Origin of the sequence: Flavobacterium sp. CF108, assembly GCF_900129795.1 — a bacterium.
Taxonomy (GTDB): Bacteria; Bacteroidota; Bacteroidia; order Flavobacteriales; family Flavobacteriaceae; genus Flavobacterium.
The window spans coordinates 274,980-298,972 of record NZ_FQWW01000007.1; the positions used below are offsets into that span (position 1 = coordinate 274,980).

Genomic DNA, 23,993 nt, shown 5'->3' on the forward strand with positions numbered 1-23,993 from the left:
AAGGCACACAGGCGGTTATTCTGTTTTGTGAGGTTTGACTACGCTTATAAGACGATCAATAATCAGATACATGCTTGGTACCACAAAAAGGGTCAGTACCATTGAGCTGCTAAGCCCTCCGATGATTACCCACGCCATTCCATTTTTGATTTCAGAACCCGATCCGCTGGCAATGGCAATAGGGAGCATCCCAAGAATCATCGCCAGGGTGGTCATAAGAATAGGACGGAGCCTTTCTTTTCCGGCCTCCAGTAGCGCCTCATGAACGGTATGACCTTCGCTTCGTAGATGGTTAGTAAAATCTACGATCAGGATCGCATTTTTAGATACCAGTCCCAGGAGCATGATCATTCCAATGATGGTAAAGATGTTCAGGGTCTCCATGGTCAGTGCCAGGGCAAGAAGCGCCCCTACTAATGCAACTGGTATGGAGAAGAGCACAACAAAAGGATACACGGCATTTTCATAAAGTGCTACCATGATCAGGTATACCAGAATGATGGCGGTAAGCAGTGCCAGACCAAGGCTTCCAAAGGCCTCTCCCTGGTTTTTGGCATCACCCAGATATTGTATGGTGATCCCTGCAGGGGCTTTAATAGAGGCTGTTTTATCCTTTATTTCACTAGTTACGGTTCCAGTGGGGCGTCCGGCAACATTGGCCTGTACGGTAATGGAGTTCAGACGGTCGATACGCTGTAATGTGGTCTCTCCAAGGGTTTCTCCAACAGTGGCAAATTGCCCCAGCAGTATCGTTTCTCCATGGTCGTTGACAAGGGGCATATTACGCAGACTACTGATATCGGAGCGATTGGACTCATCCAGGCTTACACGAATATCGTATTCATTACCATTTTGGCGAAAAAGACTTTGGTCATTACCGCTAAAGGCATTTTGCAGGACAAGGCCCACTTGTGAGCTGTTAAGTCCTAAAAGGCTCATTTTTTCCCTGTCTAGTTTGATGTCTACCTCGGGTTTTGGGTCTTTTACCGAGAGTTTGACAAACTGGGTTCCGGGTACTTCTGTTACTGCTTTGCGATATTGTTCGGCAATCTTTCGCACTTCTTTAATATCCGTGCCTTTGATGGCAATCTGCACTGGGGCACTGTTGACATTACCGGTTATGGAAATGGCAGAGGCTGTTATTTTTACTCCCGGGAGTACCCGGCTGAGTTTTTGTTGCATGGCGATACCGAAATCCTCGGAGGAAATCGAACGTTGTTTTTTATCGACCAGGGTTGTGGTTATCTCGGCAAGATTGGCATTAGAGGCTGCCCCTGAAACACTACCGCTTACAAATCCGATACTGGAAAAAGCTTGTTTTACCTCAGGCTGCGCCAAGAGAATGGCTTCTGCTTTTTGGGTCATCATGTTGGTTTGGTAAATCGAAGCTGTGGGGTCAAGTTCAAGGTTGATCACCAGATCGCCCTGATCTGTAGCCGGTATGAAGGCCCCGCCGATAAACCCGGCAGGTACCAAAGCGATACTGCCTATAATCAGAAGGATGGTACCTGAGAGCAGCCATCTTTTTTTACCCAATACCCATTTTAGGGCTTTGCCGTATTCTTCTTTAAGACTTTCCAGAAAGTATTCAAAATTCATATTAATACTACCCCAGAGACTGTCATTATTAAGCTCTTCGACACGGCCGAAACGGCTGGCTAAAAGTGGTGTTATGGTAAAAGACACAAAAAGGCTCATAAGGGTGGAGATTACCACCACTAACGAGAATTCCCTAAGTATGGATCCTATCATTCCACCGGCCAGAGAAAGGGGCAAAAATACCACTACGTCTACCAGTGTAATGGCCAGGGCAGTAAAGCCAATCTCATTACGGCCTTCAAGGGCAGCGGTTCGTTTGTCACTTCCCATCTCAAGATGGCGGTAGATATTCTCGAGCACCACTATGGAGTCATCCACAAGGATTCCCACCACCAGGGACATGGCCATAAGGGTCATCATATTGAGAGAGAACCCTAGGAGATACATGGCAATAAAGGTTGGGATGATGGAGGCAGGGAGTGCCACTAGTATAAAAAGCGAGCTTCTAAGGCTGTGCAGAAAAGCGAGCATAACAATTCCAACAATAAAAACGGCGAGCATAAGATCGTGTATTACTGCGTCGGCTGAGCTCAGGGTATAGATGCTTTGATCAGAAGAAATAGTGAATTTCAGTTTTCGATCCTTATATTGGTTTTCAATGCCGGTAAGTGCTTTTTTAACCTCGCGGCTCACATCAACGGCATTGGCATCGGTTTGTTTTATGATCTGCACCCCAATGGAAGGTGTGCCGTTGATATGGTTTATAGCAGTGGTTTTTTTGGCAGCGTCTGTTACCTCGGCAATATCAGAGAGCAGTATGGTGCTGCCTTGTTTGGTGGTTGACACTGATATGCTGCGGAGCTGTTCAAGGGATTGCAGGTTGGCATCATAGCGTATGGATACCTGGCGTTTGGGCGTTTCGATATTTCCGGCAGGGAAGGAGAGGTTGGCGTTTTTTATGGCCTGGGTAATTTGCGAGAGCGAGAGTCCGTAGTACTGGAGCTTTTCCATATTGATATGCACTTGTATCTCGCGCTTGTCTCCTCCGATTATAATTACCTGTCCTACACCGGGTACATTTTGCAGGATGGGCCTTAGTTGGTTGTCAACAAATTCATATAGTTCACGCGGGGGCATACTAGCGGTTACTCCGGCTTTAATAACGGGAGTTTCCTCTAAATTGACTTTGTTGACCTGAGGTCTTTCCGATATGGCAGGAAGGTCATTAATAGCTTGGTCTGCTTTACGCTGCACGGCGCGTTCGGCCTGATTGATATCAGTTCCGCTTTTAAACTGCAGAGTGATCTGTGATACGCTTTCCTGTGAGGTAGAATTCATTTGATTGAGACCTTCCACTGCGGCGAAGGCATCCTCTAATTTTTTAGTCACTGAGGTCTGTACCTCAGAGGCAGATGCCCCGGGATAGATTGTACTGACCGATACGGTTGGGACTTCAATTTTAGGGAGCAGGTTATAGTTTAGGTTCAGATAGCATTGCAACCCGAAAAGCACCAGTACGGTGAAGATTACAATGAGCAGCAAAGGCCGTTTTATGGCAATTTCAGTTATAGACATAATTTTTAATTATTTGATAGGATCACTGGTGTTCTGTTTTGTAGATTGATCTGACCTGAGGTGACTACCTTTTGTCCGGGACTTAAACCTTCAAGTACTGCAATGCGGCTATTGTATTGAGCTCCAACCTTGATGGGGCGCAAAATTGCCCTGCCTTGTTCGATGATATACACCGAGGCATCACTGGTAGATTCCAGAAGCGCTTCACGGGGTATCAGCAGGGCCGTTTGAGGCTTATTATTAGAGAAATTTATTTTTACAAAAGTACCCGATCTAAGAGGCGCCTCTTTATTATTCTCAGCGGTAATCTCCACGGCATAGCTGTGCGCGGCATCGGCCTGCGGGTTGATATAGGATACTTTGCCCAGCCACTGTTTGTCTGGATACACCTCTGTTTGAAGTGTAGCGGTTTGTCCTTCTTTGATCTGGTATACTTCTGATTCGCTCAGGCTTACCGTTACTTTGATTCGCGATAGGTTTACAATAGTGGCTACCTGAGTTCCTGAGGTCACAAAAACACCTTCTTCTACAGGCCTTGCAGAAATTGTCCCGCTAATTGGGGCTTTTATGGTAGCATCTGAAATCTGGCGCTGGAGCTGTGAGGAGCGGTTGATGGCCTCGGTGTAATTCTGGCGTATTTCTTCCACTTTTTCCCTGGTGGCAGCATTTCCTTCAAGGAGTTCACTGTAGGTCTGCAGATCACGCTTGAGTTTGGCAGCACTGGATTGTGATTTTTGAAGATCCAACTGCAGGAGTCTTGTATCAATGCGCCCTAATAGCTGTCCCTGTTGTACTTGTGTTCCGAGCTCAAAATTTAGTTTTAGAACATTTCCGCTGGCTGTAGCCAGTGCTGTTGCTTGTTTATAGGGAGCGAGTTCTCCTGTTTTTAGAAGAGCACTCTGAAGGGTTTCTTGGACAACGGTCGCTACTGTAACAGGGATAGCAGTAGGGTTTGTAGCGATGGGGCTGTTGCGTTTATCGATAGTATTCTTGTTGGAAGCGAGCCTGAAAACGATCAGGACAATAAGTCCTAATACTACTAAGGCAATAATTGATTTTTTCTTCATGGTGTTTAAAGTGAATTGTAAAAATTTTGCAATGTACCGGCTGCTTTCTCAAGATCGATGCGTGCCAGATAATAGTTATAGAGGGAACTGAGATAGGTGAGTTGGGATTGCTTGAGTGCATTTTGAGTAGTGATCCAATCGGTGAGGTCTGTGGTTCCTTTTTGGAACTGTAGGTCTGTTACCCCCAGAACCGATTGGGCAAGGGTGACATTACGCTGATCATTCTCGACATTGACCTGTGCTTGCTGGAGTTTTGTTTGGGCATTATTGAATTCCATTTTATACTGGTCATGAACGAGTTTTAGGTTTTCTTCCGAGTTCAGGCGTTCGATATCCGCCTGACGGTATCGGGCGCTTCGTTTATAGAAATCCAGGGTCTGGATGGTAAGTTTAAGACCAACGGCTGAGAAAGGATTAAGCTCATTGTAGGATTGTTTAAGGTCATCTCCAAATCCCACAGCACCATAACGAGCATAGGCAGTAAGGGTAGGAAGCGCCTCGGCTCGGATGGTTTTTTGTTTTATTTCTTTGAGTCGAACATCAAGTTCCGCCAGGCGGTAATCCGTGCGGGCAGGGGCTGAGAATTCGCCGTTATATTCCAAGGCCAGGTGTCCCGGGACAACAGTATCCACCTGAAGAGGTGTGCTTAGGGGATACCCCATTTCGAATTTTAATTCATTATGTGCCAGTTCGAGGTTGCTTTGGGCTACCCTTTTCTGAGAGAGGCTGTTGTTGTAATCCACCTGTATCTTATCGAGGTCTTTTTGCAGTGTTACTCCTTTGTTTACCCTGAGCCTTAGGATATCAATCTGTTTTTGATAGGTATCCAGATTGTATTGTATGAGTTCAAGCTGCTGGCGGTAGATAAAGATATCGAGATAAGCAGTGGTGATATTATATATAATAGATTCGCGTGACTGCTGCGCATTAAGCTCAGCCTGCTCACGGTTGTATTTATTGGCTCTCAGACCTGTGAGCAGTGACTGGTTGTAGATGACCTGATCAAGCTGGGCGGTAGCATTGGTGCTGTATTGCTTGGAAAGACTCACTTTTAAGTCCTTATCGCCAAATATACCCGCTGGGATTATGGTCTGCTGGAGTTTAAGATTGTCATCGAGTGTTGAACTCAGGCTCACCCGTGGAAGATAGTCCGCTAGCGCTTCACGGGCTCTGGCATCGGCGGCAATTTTCTCGTTAGCATAAATGGTATTGTTGTGGTTGTGCTCAAGTCCATATTCGATGGACTGTTTAAGATTCCAGGAATCCTGCGCTGACATATTCCAGCCAAGGAAAATCAGAAGGGCAGTATAGATAATTTTGCTCATAAAAATAGTACTCTTGTCATTATGGCGACCAAAATACCTGTTTTAATAAGGCTTATTTGAGTTATTATACTAAATCCCCCTGTTCTTATACCAACTTGTTTGCCCGGCTGATATTAAAAAAGCAGGTTGTAAAAAAATATAAAATAAGGACAATTGAAAGTGAATTAAAGTTCCGGGTAAAAAAGGTTTTATTCCGGCAATGAGCTATTGTTTTTTTGATTACAAAGATACATTTGCAAACTGTGTAATAAAACCAGAGTGAAAACATATGGCTGGTTTTATGAAATCTAAATTTTATTTTGGAGGAATAGTTAGGTCTAAAATTTTAATAATCATTAATTAGTGATTTTTTAGAGAGTAATGTTTTGGATGCTTTTAATAAAAGCTCCTGTATTGTTTATTTTGTCTTTTATACAGGTGTCGTATTGTGCTAATTGAAATTGCTCCAGCATATCTTTTTTTAGATATTTAATTATTGATTCAATACTGTGGGTATTATTTTCGCCGTGTCTTTTAAGTTCACGCTGTTTGCTTTCTAAAAAAGCTAAAGTCTTTTTAATCTCTCAATTGAACAACTTTCCATAACATTGTATTTTTATTTTGTCTCTAAAGATTTCCTTCCTCTTTCTTCCTGTATTTTTTTGCGGTGTTCAATTCCAAAATCTCTTAAAGACAAAATTACAGGTTTTACTGACATGCTGTAATCGGTAAGTTCATATTGAATTCTTAACGAATCTTCTGTGTAAATTTTTCTGTTAACAAATCCGTTGAGTTCCATTTCTTTAAGTTCGTGAGACAATACCTTTGCTGTTATTTTCGAAACTTCTTTTTGAATTTCGCCAAATCTTTTATTTCCCTGCATAAGTGCTATTGTTATGGGAATCCTCCATTTACCACTTATTATATACATGGCATCCATGACAGGAAGTACCTCCAATTTGCATTGCATGACTGATGATTTATCGTGCCTTTTATCTGGCATGTTTTGGTCTTTAATAGCTTCCATGAGTCTGATCTGAAGGTTTAGTTAGTTAAAGTAATCGTTGCTTTCAGGTTATATGTTAATTTATTTGGAGTAAAAATTTTATACTTTATGTCTTACGATCAGCGTATGTTTTAAATAAAAATTTTTCTGAGCATTTAATTTTAAGAATGAAGCAAAGGCCACAGTAAATGTGAAATTTTTCCATTAAATAGTTTTAAGTCAGGAATTTATGCAACTATTTTTTTGAATTTGATAAGTCAAACTTATTATATACCGCTTTTGCTATTTTGTTTATTATACAAATCCTGCTGTTTATTATACAAACAAGGTTTATTAACAGCTTAAATGATTTTTATCAGACTGCTTTCTTCTTTAACTTTCTTAAAATAACAGTTACCTCTACGATAGTAATGTTTTTCATAAAACAATATGTCATAAAATTGCTGGAGCAACATGGTATTTAGGTATTGATTATCATTGATTTATCCTGATTTTCAGACATACTCAAAGTGCTGATATAAAATTGGAGTTCGTGAGAGTGCAAAGCGTGAAATCTTATGCTGTTATTGATACTGCGCCGGAAAAGGCCTTTGATATTGTATTTATGTCTGACCACCTGAGCGTTTTTAATAACATTGGGTATGTCGGGGCTTTCTTTTATGTATTGCCCAACATCCATTTTTTCAGACCAGGTTATCAGCACAGGATCTATTTTGAAGATGGGGGTAATGCAGTTAGAAAACTCAATACCTATCTTCCGGGAATATCTTTCTCAGCAATGATTTATGATTTTAGTTCCTGGCGGTACAGAGGTCTGGGCTGTATTGATTACTTTTATTTTGTTAGTGAAGATTTGGAAAAGAAGGGATACGGCATTATAGAGTTTGAGTATCGTTTCCAATTTCGCTCTACAGTATGGGCATTTATGTTTTATATTTTTGGCAGAAGGATTGTGCAAAAACGCATGGATACTGTATTGTCTATTATAGTTCAGGATGTTTCAGCTGCGTGCTTATAAGCAAGTGTTACTCCATTGCCGGGCAAGGCTCAAGTTCATGGAAGTGCCTGAATCCTACCAAGCGGAAAAACCGAAATTTCTTCGGTTTTTCCGCTTTTAGGCTTTTACAGCTTTCTGTTTTTTCATGCGGGATCGTATTTGATACAGGTTTTTTTTCATCAGGTTCAGAATGACTTTATGATGTTTTGAATAATTATTTTTCAGACCACGGCACTGAGCTATCTCCATTTTGGAAAGGGAAACTTCTATGGTTTCAACAGGGGTATTGTCTATTCGTGCAGAGAACAGCAGGGAATCTTTCTTTTTAAAATATTCGTTGGTAAATACGCAGTGTTTTAAACTATCTCCCTCTTGCATAAATTCGGTAACATTTTCCAATACCGAAATAGTAATCCCAGCCTCTGAAAAGCAAAGCCCGAAGAATTGTTTTTTTTCCTGGGCGTACAAAGTTTGCGCCTGCTGGATTTCAGCACGCATTTCCTTTAGGTATTTTTTTCTCTGCAATTCTCTTTTTCTCTGTACCAATTTATCATGCTCCTGATTTAAGTTCTCAGGGCAGACCAACAGGGCAGAGCCGGTGTCTTTTTTGAACCAGCGCAGAAGTTCGATGTAATCTTCCCAAATCCCAAAATCCGAAACCGTATATTTATTTTTAAGGCATATCTTTACTGCCTGCCAATTTAGCCTAATATGCTGATCGTGGGAATGAAGGTAATAGCGGAGCCATGAAACCTGCCCCGTTTTTAGAAGGGTTTCGGATATGGGGTCTTTCAAAAGTGATGAAAGCACTACCTGAGGTGCTATGTTATAAAATGCTCTTTTAAAACCATTTCTTTTTAAATCGGGAAGTACTTTTAAACGTGGATAGACCCTGTAGGGACTGATACGGTACTTAGGCGAGTTTTGAAAATCCTTTGGACGGATTTCAAGGGGCGAATAGTACTGCCACGCATCGTAAGCCTGCGAAAATACGTTTGTGCTGAGTGACATGGTTCGTACTTCGCCTTTTTGGCTGATCCAATGCTGCATTACCTCCTTATGATAATAGGAGGGCAGGCAGTTTTTCTTCATCTGTTTGGTCGAGCAGATAATGCGCACGACCTGAAAATCTGCTTGCACAGTCACCACTGCGCTGTATTCTATTTCCTTGAAATATACCTGATTGCATCCGTGCATTTTAAGCTTTCCTTTGCATTGGGTACATTTTGTAAATTTCAGGGACTGTTTTTGGGATTCAGGTTTCCAAGCATGCCCGCAGTCCAGACAATGGATTTTTCCCCTAGAGAGCACTCCCCATTTGAGAAAAACAGACTGCTCTGCCCAAGTGTGCATTTCAGGGGTTATGGGCGCAAGGGATGCGCTTAGCGAAACGATATGCTTTTCGGTGGTGGTATGTGGTTTCATAAGTCAAAGAGTGTCAGGGTGGTTTGTGCGGATTTTGGCTTTTGAATTACCGCAGTTTCCTGCGCAACAATCTGAGGGGCAGTTAAAGGAGCAGGAGTGAATAAATCAGCCTCTGCAGGCTGATTGACCACTACTTTACAATTGATGGGAGCATGCTCGGCAATAGTATCATCGGTATAATATTTGACCGCCATGTCAAAGATTTCCTGATTGTCAAAGGCGCATAATCCTGTTTTTTTAACCTCGCCGAAAATGTAATTGAAACAGCTCTCGATGTTTTTAGTTTCTTTGGTAAGGCTCTGAGCCAAGACTGTATCGCTCATCGCAGTTGAATGGAGATAATTCTCTATAGCGGTTTTAAAGTCGTCAGATGGTTTCATAATGGGAAGTGTTTGATTAAAGAAATTATTCAAAGGCGTTTCTATAGATGTCATAGCAGTATTCTTCAAAGCAGAGCCAGCACAAAAAAGTGTAGTGGGGTAGTTTATATCGGTTGGCTACAGGCTCTCCAAATGCTTCTTCCAAGTCCTCCTTAATGGCTTCCAAATCTTCAAGGTGTTTGATATAAAAAACCTTGCAGTCGTTGTGATAGATAAATTCCCCTATCATACCGCTGATACAGCCCCCTCTTTGCAGGTCTTCGAGGAAAGACTTCAGCTGTTCTTTTTTCTTTCCGTTATAGTCGTCCAAATGGCTCAAAATGATTTCGTTAAATATTTGGCTTACATCGTAGTCCGTATATTGGTTTTTTTCCAAGGCTTTCATAATTTGATTTTTTGGCGTTTATATATACAATCCGAACCTCCCTTAAAAAGGCAGGTCATCGGGATCGTCAGATTTATTTTGTTTTTTCGGGGTACTGCCTGCGTTTACAGACCCATCTTCTTTTTTGGCAAAAGCCAAGATTTTAAAGCTGTTGATGTGAAAGGTCAACGACCCCATAGCCGAACCGTCCTGACCGATATAGGTATTTAGCCCTACACGCCCGAAGAGCTGAACAAGCGCCCCTTTTTTAAGCCACTCGGCTACTTTTACACTCATCCAATAGGAGCAGTCGACAAAAGTTGTTATTTGTTTGTATTCGGCACTTCCTTTGGGCTTGTAGCTGTCATTGATGGCAATGGAGAAGTTAACGACCTGTTTTTCATCTCCCACTTTGCGGGTCGATGCATCCTTTGTAATACGTCCTGTGATTTCCATGATTTCTAAAATTTAATGATGAATACTTTTTTAAATTTCTTTTCCCATGCCCCGCATAATTGTTTTCAAAAGAAAAAACGGAAAAAAAGAAAGCAAGAACCGAGTGACCGATTGTGAGGATGCGGAGTGCTATAAGTCCCGAAGGGTGGGCAGGCGAAGCTGACCATTATGCGCACGAGCATACGGCGGGCACTATCTTGGCTGCCTTTTTATGCCGTTTCGAGTGAAAACTGCTGTTTTTTTATTGTCTGAGCAAGTCCTGAATCTGAAATACGGAGTGTTTTCTTTTGATTATTTCAATACCTTACAGGTTTTTATCATCAATGGAATAATTTCAAGTTAAATCAGATTGTATGAATAATTACGAGGCTCTCATCAGGGATCATCTTGCCGAAAATTTAGGAATCCTAAATCCGGAATATGAGTTAATAGGTAAGGAGCATTATATACCCAAAGGGATCACTACCAAAAGTTTTATTGATATACTGGCTAGGGACAGGGACAACAACTATATCATAATTGAAGTAAAAAGGTCCAATCAGGCTGAAAGACAGGCTATTCATGAAATCTATAAATATGTTGAAGCAATCAAGAATAAGTATAAGGCAAATGCCAGTGAAATAAAAGCTATCATAGTGTCTACAAGCTGGGAGGAGCTCTTGGTTCCGTTTTCGGCATTTGTCAACGAGTCCGATATTACTGTGGAAGGGTTTCATCTTGAAATTGACAGCGGGTTTAAGGTAATCTCGGCGAGAAAAGTGATTCCCTGTAAAACAAACAAGGGACGGCTGTTTAGCCCACTCCATAAATGTAATTTATATAACGATGAGAGAAATTTACAAAAAGGGTTAAAAGACCACCATAAAAAATATAAACTCAAAGGTTTTGAAGATTATGTTTTGTTTGTTTTGAAAGCCCCTGAAAGTGATGAGGATGATTATAAAATAAGATTAGCGGAAATGGCAGGCGCGATAACAGGATCAGAACCGGATTATGATTATTTTGGAAAAGTTGTACTGCCAAAATTTATGATTTATTCTGCTTTCCATAGATTATCAACCGGGCAATACAAGGAAATTTTAAAAAGAGATTTAGTTATTTATGAGCAGACACTAGATTATTTAGAGTTTGGTGAAATTACTGATCCCGAGGCAATCGACGAAGTATTGGAAAGAAATATTTTAGGAAGCCTTAAACCTTATTTTTATTCTGATGAATGTGAGAGCGCCTATCCTGCAAAATTAGTCAAAATCCTAACGGAAGAGAATTGGCAAATATTAAAAATTATCCGATCTGATTCCCTGGATCAGAATACCTTATTGTCGGATGATAAGATTTTAAGTGAGATGATGGGCAATACAGGGGTCACAAATGCTCTTTTAAAAGATAGTTTTATAATCGGAGACAAAGCCAAATTTGTCCAGATGAAAGAGAACCTGGTAAATGCCTTAAAACATAATGAGGTCTGGAAGAATCATTTAAAAATTTTCTTTGAGGACATTCAATCCTTGGAAGGATATAAATTTGAGATTGAAATTCTCAATACCAGCCATATTCTACTTAGTTTTATCTTTATTGTCATTTCTGAACAAAGAAATGAACATCTTCCAAGATATATTACAAGAGTGAGTAAAGATAGTCATGAGAAATTCTTTCTGGGTACCTTTAAGTGGAGTGGAAAGAAACCAGACCTAAATGGTATTATAGACAGATATTTTAACGGAAAAGCGGAAAACCTTGTGATGACTTTAACCTGGGGCGGTTTTGATCGAAATAATGATGCTGTTTTAGAGGAACTCGGGCTTACCTATGAAAGTTATGTTGTAGAGATTACCGATGGACAAAAGGAGGACTTTTGGTTTAGAAATTTTAGATATGAGAAAATAAAATTTATTGAAGATGGAATATATAGGTTTATGAACGAAAACAAAGATTTTGTTGACGAATTAGTTACAATCTACGAAAAACATCGTTTTGAGCTAAAAAAATAAATACTCTTACTTACTAAACTTACGACCTTATAATCATTTTTCAGGAAGGATAAATGTCCGATTTAACTTGATATGATTGAATTTATAGGGGACATTAGAGAGTTAGTCAATTAGTCCGATAAATTCCATTTTGATTTATCTTTTTCTCCCTGATAAATCTGTGGAGTAAATTCCTGGAGATGGATGGGTGTTACTGTGCGATTATATAGATATTCCTGAATTTGTAACTTCCTCTCCTCTGTAGGATAAAGGAAATAGTTCATAAACATTACTCTAAGTTCCATGTTGGGGTAGTTAATACTAGGATCATGAAGAATTTGATTTCCGCCTAAAAACCAACTATCAGGGAGTCTGTTTCCAAACATTTGAAATTGCAATCCGGGCAGTAATAACTGAAGGTCATTGGAAATGTCTGCAAAATTATTTTTTTGTTTTAATCCTTTTTTCAGCAGGTCTATTGCTAAAGAGTCAGCATCAAGTTCGATCTTTTTTAAAGTGGTAATAAATTCAGGTTGTGTTTTTTCCATCATAGTGTGGGACACTGTAATTGTGTTTTCATCAAAAGAGCCTTCTTTACCTAAGATAAAATGACCAATTTCGTGTAGAATAATAAGCTCGACAACAGGCAGTAAAGATTCTTCTCCTGATAAAGCATTCTTTGCTGTGAAATTTCTAATAGAGGGAATGTTTAGCAGGATCAATTGATTCTTAATATCAGAAAAACCTTCCGAGTAATTATTCTCTCTAGTTGACGAATATGGGATTACAAGAATTTCATTAGGATCTTCAGGATTATAGTCCTGGGCCAGTTTTAATTTTTTATTAAATGCTTTAGAATTTAATGAATTTAGTTTTTCCAATATAATTCTCAGGTCCTGATTTATGGATTTGTCACTGTCTAATCCATTTTGTGCCAAAAATTGTTTTTCAATATCAAGACTATCGACTTTTTTTTCTTCCTTACATGAAACAAAAATAAAACCAGTAAAAATAAAACTAAGAACAATATTAATCAGCACATATTTTTTGATCATACTCATTTGTAACTTTATTTCGTTCTTCATCAGACTTTGCTGAATCATATTTCCTGTAGAAATCATTAAGGTCTTGTGTTGCAGCAATTACTGATTTACCTGCATTATTTTTTTTATCATTATAGTGTGTACTGACATAATTTGTCAAGGTTGACAAGAAAGTTAATAGCGCAATGGTTATTGCAAATTTATTATAAGCACTTAAAACAGGCAATGCTTCATTATTTTTTTTTGAAGCCTGAATTGTGGTCACAAAAGTTGAGGATGCGGTAAGAAGGGTCACCGCGAAGTTTAGCCAAAAATATATCTGCTGATTTTTATCTTCTTCAATTTTATGATCTTTTATACAAGTAAGTAATTTTTTTTTGACCAAGTCGTAATCACTATTGCTTACAGATGTATCGAAACCTTTTCCACTAATTTCAAAATCATATCTTGAAATTGATGATGATACCACTAAATTATAAATGCTGCTAACAAGCAGTAATAATGATAATGCTGCAAATAGGTAAAATATTTTTCTCATATCAAATGGTATATTAATTAAGAATATAGTACGCTTTGTTTCTGTTTAAGGTGCAGTAAATAAGGTTTTTAATAATTCTACTGCTACACGTGTATCAATGGATGCACCAAAAAACACGCCTACATTCCATTCTTTTTTAATATTCAGCGTTGATTCGGTAAAAACATCCTCTCCGAAGTCGAAATTATTATGCCCTGGAATTACATTACGTCTGCCAAAGTGTGCCCCTAATATGACAGCTCCACCGCGGGCAAAATCAAAAGAAAAGCCACCGAGAAAATTTTCGTCTGCATCTTTTCCAAACTGTGTACCCACAACTACGCCAAATCGGCTAGGATCAAATATTTGTCCATGAGGAGGATAAAGAAATGATCTTCCTTGTGGATAAAATACAGCCATAACAGTAATAAGGCCTCTGATACTGGGGTCATCAGCAATAAGAGTATTTTGAGTTGCATTTAGGGGAACCTGTTCAATATTCTGCGGATTTCTAAGAGTGGTTGCAATCAGTCCTGTAGTTATGCTTACATGATATAATTTAGGGACAGTGACATCTGCCTTGACAATTTCCGTTAATTGGCTAGTATTGGTAATTGGTGCACGCTTGATACTAAAGTTGAATTTTTCGGTAAAGGGACCGATCCTGGCAAAATCTATAACCGTTATTTTCACTGGCCCTGCTGACTGAGCCGAGGCGTTTTTTTCTATGTTAAATGTAGGATTGTAATTTCCAGTGTAATCAAAAAAGTATAAATTTTCTTTCCCCAGACAGTCGGATGTAATCAAGTGTACCTGATAGGTATATTTCTCAGTAGCAGTAGTAGGAGGTGCATATCCATAGTATTTGCCATAATGATCAACAAAAATATGCACTGTATTATTTTTATCAATATAGAGATTATTTTTGTCTTTAAGTACTATCTCTACATCATCTTTATATTTCTTAAGTATTCTATTATCAAATTCAGTCTGAGCATCCTGTTGAAAGCTTCCTTGTTCGCATTGGGAACGAGAACCTGTTTCATTATTTCCAATTCTAACATCAAAGGAATAAACAGTTTTATCATTCTTTTTAATTTCAATTGTTGAACTGGATGTAAATCCCCGAATCACAGCACCAAAATTAACTTTGTAGGTTTTATTTGGAGCATCGTAGACCTTGCTGAGTATATTAACTTTATCCTTTTCAACTGAACCTGCATAGAACTTAAAGGGATCAATGTCAGTCTCAATATTGACACCTGTAATTTCTATGGTTAAATCTTTTCCAGGTGTTCCTTTATAATCATTTTGGTTTACAGGATCTCCCTGCTTTGCAGTGGCTGCAGTGTTTATTTCACTAAAAGCAATTTGCCGGTTTTGTGCTTTAACAGCTATTGCCACGAAAAGAAGGATACTTAATAATGAGTTAGTTGTTTTCATAGGTTTTGATTAAATAAATTTATAATTGGTTAGGTTTTCAATCGTATAAGCGGCAATAATATAGGTGAAGTTATTATCTGATGCCACTACATAGCCAATGTAATTCCCGCTTAAATCGCATACGGCGGCACCGCTATCGCCGTCGCTGGCACAACGGTCTATCTGGATTAGATTGATAAGATGATGATCTTTTTTTCCTTCATAGTCAATATACTGATCAAAAGCAATATTTCTTAAAAAACCTTCACGAACAGCCTTGGAACCATTCCCACGAAAACGTAAGATTATTTTGTTTTCCTGCTCCCTGGTAAGCGTGCGATAGTAAATTGGTCCGGGAATTTCACTATAATTGGGTACTATATCGATTTGTGGTTTCATTATTGCCACATCGAGAGACTCTGTCAAAAATCCCTCTATGATCGTACCAACGGGTGTAATTGGGGCCCCATTAAGGTCTGAAAAGCAAGGTGATATCAGGGTTGGGTCGTTGGGATTCTCAACAGATAATTTACCAGCGGCTAATTCTTTATTACAATAAACGTGATAACAGCTCATGTAAAATAATTCACTGCCTTTTTTGATTGGAATGCCAAGAGTTCCATACATCAAATCATCTTTACGGCTCACGCCAGAGGCAATACTAGTAAATTGTGCTTTAGCAATGCCGGCCTGTTGAACATCTGTGGGAATCCGAAAGCCTTTGTATTGTATATATAAAGGAAATGGCTTTACATTGCCTTCTTTTTTAGTGACTTGGATAATAATAGCAACCGCTTTTAAGTTTTTGCCCTTTATATTTTTTCTACCTGCTGCTATACCGGTTATCTCAGGATACTCAAGCTTAAGATTTTGCGATGATGACCGAATATACTCTTCGGCAAGTTTAAATTGCATGGGCATGTCAAGCATATCAAAGTATACTATTTTTTTTCTGGCTGGTTTATTGAAAAAAAATGTAATATAATGACCTAAAATAATTCCAAGGAGCAATATGGATATGACTTCGATATAGGTACTCAAAAGAGACCTGCTTCCATAACTAAGAGCCACATCAATAAGATTTAAAATAATTAAAGTGATTAAAAAACTAATTAAAAGCCTATTTTGTGGTTGAGTATTTTTTGACATCACGATTATAAATTTTTTAAAGTGATTGGGTATACTTGGCTAAAGGCTTATAAAATTTTAATTATAACTAAGTTTTTTTAATGTATTGAATGTGAGTAAAATGAGTGTTTAATGTGTAAGATATTATTTATTATGATAAATAAGTAATTAACAAAAAAAAATAAAATTTAGTAAATAAATGTAGCTATTTCAAATTTTACAGCAATACGTATTTTTACCTGTTTTTTCAGAATAATTATTTTTAAGTTCTATCAGTTTTGAATTGTTGAAATTTGTTTTTTATTTCTTAATATTAAAAAAGCAGAGAACTAATTGGCCGCAAGAGGATGCAGAGTGCCATAAGTCCCGTAGGGGGGGAGCGAAGCCGAGCCATTATGCGCACGGGCATACGGTGGGCACTATCTTGGCTGTCTTTTTATGCCGTTTCGATTGAAAATCTTAGATTTCATTTAACTATCTGTATAAAAAGCCTATACCGATTTTATGATATGAAAAGTGAAAAGTTTTGCATTTGTAGTTTATTTATGATAAAAAAAATAAGTATTTTGGACAGCGCTCAGAGAGGGCTTAATTGAGGCAAAACAGTTTTTATTGGAGTAATCACAGCTGTCAAATAATAATTTAACATACCGAAATTGGACGAAATTATACTAACAAAGCAATTAAAAAGAGGTATATACAATGCCCTTTCAGCAAGGGAAGACTTTTTGGGGGTTTATAATGACTTTGATGGAATTCTAACATTTTTAAATAAAATCTGGCCACTACAGGATATGCCATCAGAGGATGACAGATATTCTAATGCTTTTGATGATGCAAGACAGCATTTAGTCCTCAACAGTGACTGGAGCCTTGAGTATACTTTTTTAGAGCGTTTCAAACTTGTGGAAGGAGAAAATATTTTTTTCAATGCCTTCCTTGAGACTATAGTTGGTCCGGAAGTCAGAAGAACAAAAGAGGAGATTCAATTTTACGCCTATCTGATCAATAGTTTTGTTGAAAAATCAGGGGCCCGTATGGCTCTTGTTGACTACTTTGAAGAGATGCCTGTTTACAAACTAAGGTCCCTTGTAAGCGCAAGTGATTTACCTTTAGAAATAAAGATAAATAATATTCCTTTTTTTAAAGAAGAGATAGAAATTGATGAATATCCCTGCTTTGTAATGCGTTACAGCCATTGGAACGACTATGGACTGCGTACCCGTATAGCACTTCAGTACAGGGTTTCCGATACCGATAGAAGCCAGGAACTATTTGTTATGATTATGAAACGGGATTCCAAAACCACATGGGATGAACTGGATGATAAATTTTTTATGTTGAAGGAAGACTTTTGTTCATGTGGTACCTCATCACATTTTTACTTTGATATAAAAGAAATACTTCCTCATTCTTATCAGAGTGTTCTTTTAGCAATTCGTGATGTGGGTCTTTTTCCAAGGATATCGGAACAGTTTGAAAATGACAACATTTTTAAAACTTCCTTTATGCGGGATAACACCAAAGAGAAAATGTTAAGGACTATCAGGTTTGATCTTAATGGTATTGATTATTATCAGGCTTTTAAATTCAATTTTAAATACAGGCCTCCTTATGCAGAGAATGATCTGCGCCTAAATTTTGATTTTCAGTCAGAAGGAGTTATACAGCACAGGGTTTACGGACTTATAGGTAAAAATGGAACAGGAAAGACACAGATACTTAATGCAATTGTTAGCAGTCTTTCACAAGAAGCTCCCAGCACAATCACACCAAGAAAGCCTATTTACGGCAAAATTTTCACCATTTCGTACAGCTTTTTTGATAAGTTCAGCGGACCTCCTGCTAATGCCTCATTCAATTATGTCTACTGCGGGCTAAAAAAAACCGGAGGTGGATGGCTCTCTGAGGATGAGCTCGTAGAGCGTTTTCATGCATCAGCTTTAAAAATTGTAGAAAAAGAAGAGGTTGGAAACTGGAAAGCACTGCTAAGTATTTTTCTACCAGCCCAAGCTGTGTTGCAAATGTTTGAAAGTGACTGGATGGGACGATGGAGTTTTCTTCCTGAAAATTTTAAAGATGTTTATTCGAAAGTGAGTTCCGGGCAGAACATTCTGCTTTTTGTTGTTACCGAAATTGTAGCGCAGATTCGTTATAATTCCCTGATACTTTATGACGAACCCGAAACACATCTTCATCCCAACGCCATAAGCGAACTTATGAATATGATATTTGAGCTTGTCCGCAGATATGAGTCTTTCTGTATAATAGCTACCCATTCCCCTATGATTATTCAGGAGCTTCAGTCCAGAAATATTTATGTAATTGAAAGGGAAGGAAATTATGTTTCTTCAAGAAAACTGGAAAAAGAGCCATTTGGGGAAAACCTTACGGTTATAACGGATGAAGTTTTTGGGAACAGGGAGGTACCCAGACATTACTTTACGCTACTAAGAAAGCTTGTGGATGAAGGCAGAGAATTTGATGAAATATTATCTTTAATTGAGAACGACAATGTGCCTTTAAGCCTTAATGCCAGATTGTTTATTAAATTATTAATATCGGAGCGAAATGAAAAACATTAGAGAATACGATGGCAGCTCCAAAACAGTCTATCTGAATGCGGTATCGAGAAAAATAGATGAGAATTTACGCACACGCCTCAATGGAATATCATTAGGGTTAGGTAATCAATATGATATCTACGATAACAATTTTAATCAAAGTAGACTTGGTGTCTTACAGAAAAATATTGGATTTAACGAAATATCTTCCGATATCAGATCTCTCTATGATTATAAAAGCGTTCCTATACGGGAACTTCGTGAAGCAATTGAAAAGAACATTCCTGCTGCGATTAGATACACATGTCAGTATTGTACATTAACACCAACAGAATCATTTGACCACTATCTGCCGCAGGAGGAATTTCCTGAATATGTAATTCATACCAATAATCTTATTCCATGCTGTAAAACGTGTAATGGATTTAAATCGTTTGTTTGGCGTAATTTTACTGGAATGCGCTTGTTCATTAATTTGTATCGCGATCCTATCCCACAACAAAGGTTTTTATTTGTTGAGATACTCGATGAAGGAAATGGAGATATAGATTTTAGATATTATCTTGATAATTCAGCAGGAATAGATAATCAGACTTTTGGTCTTCTGTTTACTCATTTTGACAGGTTGAGACTCGAGGAGCGTATGAGGAAAAAGGCAGTGGGGATCATATCTGAACTTGAGAATTCCATACTTAGTTCTAAATTAGGCTTAACTGATATTATTGCTGAAGTTAAAGCGACAGCAGAGAGAAATTTCGCTTCTTATGGTTCAAATTATTGGAAATCTATAGCTGAAATTGCTTTGGTTGAAAGTCCAATATTTTTAGCACGGTTTTTAGATCAAGATTAAAAAAAGCGTTGAGAACCTTAATATAAAAAAACATGGCAGTAAAACTATGAAAACCCTATTCACAAAAGTATTAGGTGGAAGTATTTTGGTTCTTCTTTTAGTTTATTTCGTATACAAATGAATTCATTTCGTTTTATTTGACTATACTACGGTAGTGCTAAGCAGCAACGTCAAGGACTTCTAAAATCCTTATATTTAAATATTAAATTACAACTATGACAAGTCAGGAAAAAGGAATTTTATTTGAAACCATTACAAAAGATTTTTTTGTTTTGTTATTGGAAAAAATTGGATTTACTGTTACAAAGGCTCGAGTTCAAAGAAGTGGAACCCAGCACGGATTTGATATATTAATTATATTATCAAAAGATTATACAGAAAATAAGATTTTCATAGAATGTAAAAATTATGGATCTGATTTGTCAATTGGAAATATAGTTAGGAAAGGGCTTAGCCTGGAAGCAAATTACAGACTTGATGAAAATGATCTTTTTATTGCCATTAATCCCAAATCAAATTTTGCCAATGAAGATAATTCTGAAAAGTTGTCGCCTGTTTTAAGCAATAAATTTCCTTTCAGCTATTATGCCCTTGACCTATCTAATGGGGTCAAAGAGCTGTTTGCTTTGGACAAAGTTTTTTTTGAAGCATTATATGAAGAAGAAGTGAGCTTTGAGGTTGATGAAGAGAAAGAGTTAAACCGATTTAAAAACATTATTTTTTCACGAAAACCTTTTAAAAAAATAATAATTAAGACAGAGGATAAAGTGAAATTCATTGGCGATTTTACCTTAGATGAGAATTATATAGAAAGAACCTTTTCCGAAGAATTAAGAAAAGAGGACAGTTATTTTAAAGATGATTCACAGGCGCTGGGTGCGCTTCTTAATGAGAACAGCCACATATTTGTTTTAGGAAACCCTGGAAGCGGTAAATCAACAGAATTGGTTAAACTGGCATTATCGAACTGGAGTGAGGGCGAAGTCACTGGTTATGTACCAATTTTTAAAAGCCTTAAAAACTTTACCAGTATCGATACTGTTGAGAGTTATTTACCGGAAAACTGGATGGATCTGAGTAAGATATTGTTGATTCTTGACGGTATCGATGAAATACATGATATAGAATCATTTAAGTCAAAGTTTCAGAATTTTATAGAGCGGAATGTCCACGGGAAGAAAGATTTAAAATACGTTATCAGCTGCAGAACCAATATATACGAAAGTATTGTTTTGGGTATTCCTCAATTTAAGACATTTTACCTTCAGGATCTTACTTATGATCAGGGTATTGAATTACTGCAGAAAAAATGCGGAAATTTTACACTTGAGACCAGATTTAATGTTTTTCTAAAAACTCCATTTTTAATTGACATACTTGCAGATTATATCACGGTGGAAAAAGAAGGCCCGAGCAGTACTGCCAAGCTGTGGAAAGTATATATTGACAAAAGGCTTACCCATGACAAAAAAGATAAGCTTGTAAAGATTTCAATAGATCCTCTTTTGATAAAAAAATATTCTAAAAAAACGGCATTGATTAACGAGCTGATGAAAACGAGCGTCTTTGACGAAGAAATTTTATATGCAATTTTAAAAGAAAATTCTGCAGACCTAAATGAATTTAAAAAGAACCCTTTACTGGATAAGATTGCCAATGAGGATGTATGGTTTTTTGAACATAGAAATATTCAGGAGTATTTTGCAGCACTTGTATTGTCAGAATTGAGTTTTGAGAGGATTAAAGACTTTATTGTAATTACAGAAAGCAGCAAAACACATCCTTCTCTGTTTAATACGATCTCGTTTCTTTTGAATATTATTGAAGGACAGTCTTATGAGGATCTGGTAAAATGGCTTGCAGATAATGAACCTGAATTATTGTTTAAAGCTGATTCAGACAGGACAGGTGCTTTTCAGGTTCCGGTCTTTAAGCACTATTTTACAAAACAATGCATTGAAAAGGGATTTTGGATCAGCACCAACAGAACATTTTCGGCACTGGAAATTGCAAGATTTGGAGACTGTGAGGAGAATTTAGAATTTTTGCTAAAGCTGGTGCAAGATGACAAGTGCCATTTCAGGATTGTGATTTCGGCTTTAAATTTATTGAACTTTTTTACAATAGGGCATCAGTATCATCATCAGGTAAAGAATCTTTTTATTGATAAACTAGGCAATAAAACAATTTCAAACTCAATTAAAGCGGCTGTTATAAGATGCAGTATGCATCATCAATTTTTGGCTGAAAATCAGGATTATTTAAATACAGTGTTTTCTATTTTCAAGTTGGAAGACAACCAGGAGATCAACAATGCACTGCTTTCTATGATTAGAAATTATAAAAAAATCGGTGATTTCTTCTGGTATATAAAAGGTGAATTCTTGAGAATACACAATATTGTAAAAAGAAGTGATGTTGATGATGTAGTAAGAGGCAATAATGGGATTATGGATGATATTATTGTTAAAATAAAAGATTCATCTCATTTTATAGAATTAATAAGCTTTTATTTTAATGATGAGTTTAAGCTTTCTTTTAGAAAAAACTTTTCTTCTGAACTTGTTGAGAGGTTTTTAGAGTTTAGCAGATCAGAAGAGGATTTTGTTACCCGTTTTTTAAAAGCGATTAATGGTAAAACAAATTATTATGTGCGTGACAACACACTTTTTGAGATTCTTGTCAAATGTGAAAAGGCTTTGGAGTGTTCTGTTTATTTAATTGAAAACAACCCTTTTGAGAAAGCAAGGGTAATTCTTGCGCGTATTGCTGACAGAAGCGTGCTCGAACTTATACGGGACCAGTTTCAAAAGCAGCTTATAAATTCTGAAGAGATACATGCTTTCAGGAACAATCTATGGTTCCAGAAGAAGAAAGCCAGTTATGAATTTGAAGCTGTAATGGAAGAAAGCGGTTTTAAGTTTGACAAGCCACTTTTAAAAGAAGAAGGCCTTGAGGAACTTCAGGCCGAAAATAATAGGAAAATTCAAATAAATTTTGATATTCTCTTTGACAAGACAACACTACTGAATGAAATCAAAGTCATATTTAAAGAAAATAATTTAATAATTGGTGAACAGGAAATTAGAAAAATCGAGAATGAGTGGTATGATAATGAAGACAACTGGAGCGGCTCTATTGATTCATCTATAAGTATCCTGCATACATTAGTTTATGCGTATGGAAGGCCGCTAAGTTATGCCGAAGTCGAGGATATTCTGCAGGACGGCCATGTGCAATTTCATGAGATTGAAGAATTAATAAAGCATAATGTCAATTCAAATATCAGATTTACTGTTTCAAAAGACCAGGAAAAGGCAATAAAGTCCTGGTGCGTTAAAGCATCTTCAGAAATTGGTTTCAATAAAATTATTATCACAAACGATGAAAATGAGTTTTTTTACGGGGCGGATTATTCTAAATTCAGGACTATTTTTGATTTTTTTGAAAAGTATGATTTCGAGTTGCCAAAGGATTTTTTGCTAAACTCACTTGAGTATTTTGATTTTGATTGGGCTGACCGAAAGAATCAGGAAGAATCATTTTTTAAACTGATCAGCAAAATCAATGATGCTGATTTGGCAGGGGAAAGAATTGCAGACAATATTAGAAATAAAAAATTATTTTACAATGCAGAAGAAAGACATATAGATTTTGCCTTAAATTATAATCTGCAGGATACGTTTTCTAAAATCAGGGAATACCTGAAAGAGCAAGGACCGGACCGTAATTTTGAAAAAAGATTAGAAAAGTATTTTGATCTGACCGGGGATATCGACCTGATGAAAGAATGCTGTGCGGATGTATCATCTCATAAATGCTGGCCGGCAATTAATATTTTAACCAAGCTTGGCAGAGAAACTGATTTTTGTGTGAGTAAAGCTATTGATTACCTTGAACTGCCTGTTGATGATAAGAAATATTATGTTTCCGAAGCCCTTCTTTTGTTGTTTCAGCAGAACAGAAAAGAAGCTGTTATATATTATACAGCAATGCTTAAACATGATTTAACTCATTTGACATATCATACGAATTATTCTATAGTAGATTATAAATCTTTAGAAGAAATGTTTTTTGAGATTTATAGTTATGGACCCGATCGGAATAAATTTAATAACAGCGGTGCCTTTTTAACTGCGTATGTTTCAAATTTGTCTGAAAGCGACCAGGGCTATGAAAACACCCAAAAGGTATTGAACAATATCAAGGAAAAGCTCAATAAGAAAGACCATGATTCAGAATTGTTTCACATACATGCACTTTTAGACCATTCAACAAACGGCTATATCAATTCAAAATCAAAATCAATGAATTTCGAAAATGCCTTACGAAAAACAGAAGAAATTACCAGTAGATAAGAAAATCATTTTCAAGTATTTTTTGTTT

17 protein-coding genes are annotated in these 23,993 nt (G+C 37.4%); 5 read left to right on the forward strand and 12 right to left on the reverse strand.

Translation table 11 applies throughout. The features are described from left to right. Positions 1-15: 15 nt before the first annotated feature. The 4 genes from BUE10_RS19190 to BUE10_RS19210 form a co-directional block, all read right to left on the reverse strand. Positions 16-3,114 (reverse strand): efflux RND transporter permease subunit, encoded by a 3,099-nt coding sequence (locus BUE10_RS19190; RefSeq protein WP_073487731.1) that lies wholly within the window; start codon positions 3,112-3,114, stop codon positions 16-18. A gap of 5 nt (positions 3,115-3,119) precedes the next feature. Next, positions 3,120-4,181: an efflux RND transporter periplasmic adaptor subunit gene (locus BUE10_RS19195; RefSeq protein WP_073487733.1), complete on the reverse strand. Its 1,062-nt coding sequence runs from the start codon at positions 4,179-4,181 to the stop codon at positions 3,120-3,122. 5 nt (positions 4,182-4,186) lie between these two features. Then, positions 4,187-5,506 (reverse strand): TolC family protein, encoded by a 1,320-nt coding sequence (locus BUE10_RS19200; RefSeq protein ID WP_073487735.1) that lies wholly within the window; start codon positions 5,504-5,506, stop codon positions 4,187-4,189. Positions 5,507-6,101: 595 nt separating this feature from the next. Then, entirely contained in the window at positions 6,102-6,488 is a 387-nt protein-coding gene (locus BUE10_RS19210) for a winged helix-turn-helix transcriptional regulator (protein ID WP_073488007.1), read from the reverse strand. A 535-nt stretch (positions 6,489-7,023) separates the two neighbouring features. Here BUE10_RS19210 and BUE10_RS19215 point away from each other — a divergent pair. Further along, complete coding sequence (locus tag BUE10_RS19215) at positions 7,024-7,509, forward strand: hypothetical protein (protein ID WP_143187743.1); 486 nt, start codon at positions 7,024-7,026, stop codon at positions 7,507-7,509. A 96-nt stretch (positions 7,510-7,605) separates the two neighbouring features. Here BUE10_RS19215 and BUE10_RS19220 read toward each other — a convergent pair whose 3' ends face one another. From BUE10_RS19220 to BUE10_RS19235, 4 genes are read right to left on the reverse strand one after another with little or no spacing between them, the layout of a single operon-like run. Next, positions 7,606-8,913: a PcfJ domain-containing protein gene (locus BUE10_RS19220; RefSeq protein ID WP_073487741.1), complete on the reverse strand. Its 1,308-nt coding sequence runs from the start codon at positions 8,911-8,913 to the stop codon at positions 7,606-7,608. Beyond that, entirely contained in the window at positions 8,910-9,293 is a 384-nt protein-coding gene (locus tag BUE10_RS19225) for a PcfK-like family protein (RefSeq protein ID WP_073488010.1), read from the reverse strand. The genes BUE10_RS19220 and BUE10_RS19225 overlap by 4 nt, the downstream gene beginning before the upstream one ends. 25 nt (positions 9,294-9,318) lie before the next feature. Further along, positions 9,319-9,678: a DUF7222 domain-containing protein gene (locus BUE10_RS19230; protein WP_073487743.1), complete on the reverse strand. Its 360-nt coding sequence runs from the start codon at positions 9,676-9,678 to the stop codon at positions 9,319-9,321. A gap of 42 nt (positions 9,679-9,720) precedes the next feature. Then, positions 9,721-10,113, reverse strand: a complete 393-nt coding sequence (locus BUE10_RS19235; RefSeq protein ID WP_073487744.1) for a single-stranded DNA-binding protein — start codon at positions 10,111-10,113, stop codon at positions 9,721-9,723. A 353-nt stretch (positions 10,114-10,466) separates the two neighbouring features. Between BUE10_RS19235 and BUE10_RS19240 the strand changes: the two genes are divergently transcribed. Continuing rightward, positions 10,467-12,104, forward strand: a complete 1,638-nt coding sequence (locus BUE10_RS19240) for an endonuclease NucS domain-containing protein (RefSeq protein ID WP_073487746.1) — start codon at positions 10,467-10,469, stop codon at positions 12,102-12,104. A 110-nt stretch (positions 12,105-12,214) separates the two neighbouring features. Here BUE10_RS19240 and BUE10_RS19245 read toward each other — a convergent pair whose 3' ends face one another. From BUE10_RS19245 to BUE10_RS19260, 4 genes are read right to left on the reverse strand one after another with little or no spacing between them, the layout of a single operon-like run. Next, a complete protein-coding gene (locus tag BUE10_RS19245) occupies positions 12,215-13,144 on the reverse strand; it encodes a hypothetical protein (RefSeq protein WP_143187744.1) in 930 nt (309 codons plus the stop codon). Then, on the reverse strand, positions 13,113-13,664 hold the full coding sequence (locus BUE10_RS19250) for a hypothetical protein (protein ID WP_073487750.1): 552 nt from the start codon (positions 13,662-13,664) through the stop codon (positions 13,113-13,115). Before BUE10_RS19250 ends, BUE10_RS19245 begins: the two co-directional genes overlap by 32 nt. Before the next feature lie 45 nt (positions 13,665-13,709). Next, entirely contained in the window at positions 13,710-15,086 is a 1,377-nt protein-coding gene (locus BUE10_RS19255; protein ID WP_073487752.1) for a hypothetical protein, read from the reverse strand. 9 nt (positions 15,087-15,095) lie between these two features. Then, the gene (locus BUE10_RS19260) at positions 15,096-16,214 is read right to left on the reverse strand and encodes a hypothetical protein (RefSeq protein ID WP_073487754.1); all 1,119 of its coding nucleotides are present in this window, start codon (positions 16,212-16,214) and stop codon (positions 15,096-15,098) included. Positions 16,215-16,849: 635 nt separating this feature from the next. Here BUE10_RS19260 and BUE10_RS19265 point away from each other — a divergent pair. The 3 genes from BUE10_RS19265 (at position 16,850) to BUE10_RS19275 (ending at position 23,965) form a co-directional block, all read left to right on the forward strand. Beyond that, positions 16,850-18,778 carry an AbiJ-related protein gene (locus BUE10_RS19265; protein WP_073487756.1) on the forward strand — a complete coding sequence of 643 codons (1,929 nt, stop codon included), beginning with the start codon at positions 16,850-16,852 and terminating at the stop codon, positions 18,776-18,778. Next, positions 18,765-19,607, forward strand: coding sequence for an HNH endonuclease (locus BUE10_RS19270; protein WP_073487758.1), 843 nt, complete (start codon positions 18,765-18,767; stop codon positions 19,605-19,607). Before BUE10_RS19265 ends, BUE10_RS19270 begins: the two co-directional genes overlap by 14 nt. A gap of 278 nt (positions 19,608-19,885) precedes the next feature. Further along, positions 19,886-23,965: an NACHT domain-containing protein gene (locus BUE10_RS19275; protein WP_159439072.1), complete on the forward strand. Its 4,080-nt coding sequence runs from the start codon at positions 19,886-19,888 to the stop codon at positions 23,963-23,965. The last annotated feature ends 28 nt before the right edge of the window (positions 23,966-23,993 follow it).

Coding starts and splice junctions, on each gene's coding strand:
- BUE10_RS19190 (WP_073487731.1), bottom strand. CDS start 3,114: ATGTCTATAACTGAAATTGCCATAAAACGGCCTTTGCTGCTCATTGTA.
- BUE10_RS19195 (WP_073487733.1), bottom strand. CDS start 4,181: ATGAAGAAAAAATCAATTATTGCCTTAGTAGTATTAGGACTTATTGTC.
- BUE10_RS19200 (WP_073487735.1), bottom strand. CDS start 5,506: ATGAGCAAAATTATCTATACTGCCCTTCTGATTTTCCTTGGCTGGAAT.
- BUE10_RS19210 (WP_073488007.1), bottom strand. CDS start 6,488: ATGCCAGATAAAAGGCACGATAAATCATCAGTCATGCAATGCAAATTG.
- BUE10_RS19220 (WP_073487741.1), bottom strand. CDS start 8,913: ATGAAACCACATACCACCACCGAAAAGCATATCGTTTCGCTAAGCGCA.
- BUE10_RS19225 (WP_073488010.1), bottom strand. CDS start 9,293: ATGAAACCATCTGACGACTTTAAAACCGCTATAGAGAATTATCTCCAT.
- BUE10_RS19230 (WP_073487743.1), bottom strand. CDS start 9,678: ATGAAAGCCTTGGAAAAAAACCAATATACGGACTACGATGTAAGCCAA.
- BUE10_RS19235 (WP_073487744.1), bottom strand. CDS start 10,113: ATGGAAATCACAGGACGTATTACAAAGGATGCATCGACCCGCAAAGTG.
- BUE10_RS19240 (WP_073487746.1), top strand. CDS start 10,467: ATGAATAATTACGAGGCTCTCATCAGGGATCATCTTGCCGAAAATTTA.
- BUE10_RS19245 (WP_143187744.1), bottom strand. CDS start 13,144: ATGAGTATGATCAAAAAATATGTGCTGATTAATATTGTTCTTAGTTTT.
- BUE10_RS19250 (WP_073487750.1), bottom strand. CDS start 13,664: ATGAGAAAAATATTTTACCTATTTGCAGCATTATCATTATTACTGCTT.
- BUE10_RS19255 (WP_073487752.1), bottom strand. CDS start 15,086: ATGAAAACAACTAACTCATTATTAAGTATCCTTCTTTTCGTGGCAATA.
- BUE10_RS19260 (WP_073487754.1), bottom strand. CDS start 16,214: ATGTCAAAAAATACTCAACCACAAAATAGGCTTTTAATTAGTTTTTTA.
- BUE10_RS19270 (WP_073487758.1), top strand. CDS start 18,765: ATGAAAAACATTAGAGAATACGATGGCAGCTCCAAAACAGTCTATCTG.